Origin of the sequence: Listeria grandensis FSL F6-0971 (genome assembly GCF_000525835.1) — a bacterium.
Lineage (GTDB): Bacteria > Bacillota > Bacilli > Lactobacillales > Listeriaceae > Listeria_A > Listeria_A grandensis.
Genome location: NZ_AODD01000038.1, coordinates 1 through 5,157, shown reverse-complemented (window position 1 = coordinate 5,157; position 5,157 = coordinate 1). Strand labels below are relative to the sequence as shown.

At 40.5% G+C, this 5,157-nt stretch carries 3 protein-coding genes; 2 read left to right on the top strand and 1 reads right to left on the bottom strand.

Annotated elements, in window-relative coordinates; genetic code table 11:
• Positions 1 to 898, top strand: an 898-nt coding sequence (locus PGRAN_RS14960; RefSeq protein ID WP_149024083.1) for an LPXTG cell wall anchor domain-containing protein, incomplete at its 5' end; no start/stop codon positions are given.
• Between the two features lie 772 nt (positions 899 to 1,670).
• On the opposite strand, the gene PGRAN_RS14955 is transcribed toward PGRAN_RS14960, so the two are convergent.
• The gene (locus PGRAN_RS14955; protein ID WP_051998691.1) at positions 1,671 to 2,258 is read right to left on the bottom strand and encodes a recombinase family protein; all 588 of its coding nucleotides are present in this window, start codon (positions 2,256 to 2,258) and stop codon (positions 1,671 to 1,673) included.
• Between the two features lie 1,039 nt (positions 2,259 to 3,297).
• Here PGRAN_RS14955 and PGRAN_RS15930 point away from each other — a divergent pair.
• Positions 3,298 to 5,157 (top strand): immunoglobulin-like domain-containing protein (locus PGRAN_RS15930; protein ID WP_241433375.1); only part of this gene is annotated, 1,860 nt, incomplete at its 3' end.

Here is a 5,157-nt window from a genome sequence, read left to right as displayed (position 1 = left end):
AACGGTAAACATGCAGATAACAGCCGAAGCGCCAGTCATTCATGCGAAAGATATGGCCGCAATAGCAGGAACAAAAGCTACCGATATAAGCTGGTTCACCGATGTAACAGCCGAGGATAAAGTAGACGGAGACATCAGTCCGGATGTGAGTGTAGACTATAGCAGTGTGAATTTCCAAAAAGAAGGAAACTATCCAGTGGTGTACAGTGTGACCAACAGTAACGGAAAATCTGCAAGCACAACGGTAAACATGCAAATAACAGCCGAAGCGCCAGTCATTCATGCGAAAGATATGGCCGCAATAGCAGGAACAAAAGCTACCGATATAAGCTGGTTCACCGATGTAACAGCCGAGGATAAAGTAGATGGAGACATCAGTCCGGATGTGAGCGTAGATTACAGTGGTGTAGACTTCCAAAAAGAAGGCAACTATCCAGTAACATACAGTGTGACCAACAGTAATGGGAAATCTGCGAGTACCACGGTAAACATGCAGATAACAGCAGAAGCCCCAATTATTCAAGCGAAAGATATGAGCGCACTCGTCGGAACAAAAGCCACAGAGATAAGCTGGTTCGCAGACGTAACAGCACAAGATAAAACAGATGGGGACATAAGTTCCGATGCGACTGTAGACTATAGCAGTGTGAACTTCCAAAAAGAAGGAAATTACCCAGTGGTATATAGTGTGACCAACAGTAACGGAAAATCCGCAAGTACGACGGTAAACATGCAAATTATAGCAGATGCACCAGTCATTAGCGATATGAAAGAACCCAAGTTACTTCCCAAAACAGGAGATCAAAGCCATATGTGGACTGTGATTTTAGGGAGTATGCTAATCTTGTTTAGTTATTTCATAATCAGAAGGAAAAAGAAGTCCAGAACTAATATGTAAGTGATTAAAGCTAGAACGAAAGAGTTGCAAAATGAAAAATAGTGATTCAAAAGGATGCTAAGATAATCGCATCAATAACGGCTAGGCAACACGGGTCAGGAGCTGTTCTTTTATTACTTGACTAAATGTAAGAAGAGGTTGGTACAAAAAGGTCTCCAAAATGAAAATAGTGATACAAAATCCAAATTGTAGATTTTGTATCACTATTTTTGTGGTTTCAGCACGCGAGGTGTGCTAATTTTCGCATGTTACTAGCCATGAAATAGAGGTTGTTTTACCGTATACGGAAATGAACCTTACAATAGCCTTCCTATGTCCAAACTGGCTTCACATATAGCTTGCGCCTTTTCGGATGAAAGTAAAAGAAATTATCCATGTAGCAGGAAATTTATTGTTCAAAGAATTTAGTGGATCAAAGGATATGCCCGAAGTGCGACAGGACTACACCAGAATACTTTAGGGAATATCTAGATTTTTTGATGACGGAAGGGAACCTACAGCCAGATCGATTAAACTACTTTAAACAAACATTAATAAAAGAATACAACCGGTGATAAAGCTGGTAAGGGCTCTTATAGCACACGAAATGATATAGCAGTTATACGAGGATAAGGGCGATAAAAATCTGCCATTTCGGCTTATTTTATATGGAAGGCAATAGTTTTAATTTCTTTTACAACCTGTGTACGCTCTTCATGATAATTTTAATAGGGCTTGAATTAGTTATTTATAATAAATAAAAATGATTCTACAGTGTATATGACATGTACATCTATTCACTATGTTTTATATAGTTATAAACTGTCGCAAGAGATATTTCTAATTGGGCGGCAATATCCTTTTTTGATACACCTCGATTTATTAGTCGATGAATAGCCTCGCTTTTTTCGGCAGATATACTAGGCCTTCCCCCGCATCGGCCTCTTTTTTTAGCTGCTTTTAAGCCAAGTAAAGTTCTCTCCCGAATCATCGATACCTCCATTTCGGCTATAGCGGCGATTAGGATAAAATAGAACTTGCCGATAGGTGACGATGTATCGATTTTTTCTTTTAAGCTGATGAAATGAATGTGCTTCTTCTGCAGAAATTCGCTGATCTCCAATAAATCTTTTGTTGTGCGGCTCAATCGGTCTAGTTTAGTCACAACTAATGTATCCCCAGCCCTCATCCGTAAAAATAAATTTTCTAACTCTTTTCGTCGTTTCCTTCCTGACTCTTTCTCAAGAATAATCTGCTGACAGCCAAAAGATTCTAAAGCATCTACTTGACTATGCATAGATTGCTCTTGTGTAGATACTCTGGCGTAGCCGTAGATCTTAGCTTTCATTTTTTTCAGATCTCCCGTTTGTGAATATTCCATGAACGTAACCACCTACCTTTAAATTTTTATCTTTTTTTTTATCCGCTTCCCTTGCATACTATACAGGAAACAGATAACATGTAGAATATACCACAAAATATCTAATTCCTCAAAAAACGTTCGTTTTTTTAAATTTTCAAACTGAACGTAGCATAGATTACGCACCTGCACAGTCCTCGCAGGAAAATAAAACCAAAAAACACCCTTCTAAAAAACGAAACGTTTTTTTAAAAGGGTGTTTTTTGCCTTGGAGAATAAACTATTTCACTTTACTGACCAAATTGAATTTCAAGAATACGCCCAGTTTATCCACCTGCATTTTGGAATGGAAGTTATGTTGGAAAAAGGTATAGATCTGACTGATGACGGGGTGTTTTATAGCTAGTGTGAAGGAGGTTGCACAAAAATAATTCTAGTTGTGGCGGGCGATATTTTGGATGGCGAAAAGAAGTTGTATATTGCGTGGTCTGAGAGTGTCCTGTGGTATCTACCTATGGAATTTATAGGACTTGCCTCCCCAAATGCTCAAATAAAGCAGACGATGGATTTTGCGTACCGGCGAGAGAACTGTTGAAATAGCTTTTTTAACTCAGTAGAACGTATGGAAGTAGCACTGCTGAACACATTGTTTAGATAGTATTAGTAGACAGACACCACAACGAATCTATAAGTTTCGCTTAGCATTTTTAGGAGTCCAAGCTAATCTTTCAGAAAACCAGCTACACTCTAGTTGTGCATCACTAGCTCTCAAAAGTGTTGTCCATACAAGTAAAAGAACTAAATTGTTGTATGTTTCTTTGCCATATCTCGTTCAATATATGAATACATTATTTGAAGAATTCATGGTAAAGGAGGGGAGAAAAATGTGAAGGAAAGGTGATTTACCACCAAGCTAGACATACAGCAGTTGTTTATGAAGGAAGGGGTGTTCATGAAATTTAATGGTTTCAAGGGAATTAGCCCAATTTAATAACAAATAGAAACTACATCAAGATGATAGTTAAAAATTTAAATAGTCAAAAGGAGGCATTTTTAAATTATGAAAAAAATATTTATTACTATGATATGTGTTGTTATGGCATTGGTTGCTGTGTACAATCCTTATCTAGCGCCGGGGGAAAAGGCTCATGCGACATCTGGGAGTATCACATCAATTGTAGAGAGGCCTCTTAATCCAAATGATTATCGTATAGGTATGATGGATGTAACTTTTACTTCCTCCTCTTCTTTATATTTTATAACACAAGAAGAGTACTATAATGGCACATGGTACATCATGTCGTCTCAACGGGTAGGTGCTCTTAGAGGAACAATGCCGTTTTATACAACAAGCACCGCCCGAGCAGGTGATCAGTACCGTTATACGCTGTCGACACAAGTTAATAAGGGCGGTATAGTTCTAGCTACAAGCTACTACACATTGCGAAATAATTATGGAACCATGCGAAATACGACTATTAGTAGTTTAACATCTCTATCAACGAGTGCAACAGGAGTGGCCGAGGCCAATTCTACGGTTACCATTCGAAATGGCACTACTGTGTTGGGAAGCGGAAGAGCTGATAGTGCTAACCGATATACGATTCCTATCCCTGCTCAACCAGCAGGAAGCACAGTTACTGCCACGGCGGTATTGGGGAACTTAAGTGCTCCGGCAGTTAGTACCATCGTTCAACCAGCTCAACTAGCGCCCACGACTTTAGATTCTTTAACGGATCAGTCTACAAGTGCGTCAGGAACAGGACATCCAGAATCTACCGTTCGAATTGAAAATGGTAGTACCGTGATTGGGACAGGCACAGTTGATAGTAATGGAGATTACACAATTCCTATCCCAGCCCAAACAGTGGAAACCGTTATAACGGCTCAAGCCACGTTTAATAATGTGAGTTCAAATATTGCATCGAGAAGAGTTACTAGCGCACAAACGGTGGGAACGATTACACCCGACCGCTTTAATGTGGGAGATGCGAATATTACTGGAACGTACACGGATGATGTTGTACGAGCACGAGTATATGTCAATGGAACATCAATCAATATTGGAGGTAGCTTTGATAGCGGAAGTTTTTCATTCTTTGCGGGGAACGCAGGAATTAAGGCTGGAGATACTGTGACAATCCAAGCATTGGATTTCAACAACCGCATTTTGGATACGAAACCAGTCATTGTGGTGCCACCGATATCACAAGGCACGATCCGACCAAATGATTATAATGTGGGAGCATCGAGTATTACAGGAAGTTATACAGGTTCAGTAACACAAGCGCGTCTCGTTGTGAATGGTATAACTGTTCCTACGGGCGGGGGGAACTTTGCCAATGGTACCTTTACGTATATCGTACCTGCAGGCAGCATTCAAGCTAGAGATGATGTGCAAATTCTAGGACTAGATATGTCCGGTACAGAATTAGACCGCCAAACAGTGCGTGTGATTGCGACAACCCAAGGAACGATTACACCAGCGGATTATCGAGTGGGAGATACTAACATTACCGGAACGTATACAGGCGATGTAACAAGCGCACGTTTAATTGTCAATGGAAATGTCGTTACGCCTGCTGGTGGGGATTTCAGACAGAATGGCACCTTCACGTATTTCGTTCGAGCAGGAACGATCCGAGCAAGTGATAGCGTAGAGCTCATCGCACTTGATGCTCCAAACGGTAGAGAACTTGATCGAAAACCAGTACGAGTGATTGCAAATACCCAAGGAACGATTACACCAGCGGATTATCGAGTAGGAGATACTAACATTACTGGAACGTATACAGGCGATGTAACAAGCGCACGTTTAATTGTCAATGGAAATGTCGTTACGCCTGCTGGTGGGGATTTCAGACAGAATGGCACCTTCACGTATTTCGTTCGAGCAGGAACGATCCGAGCAAGTGATAGC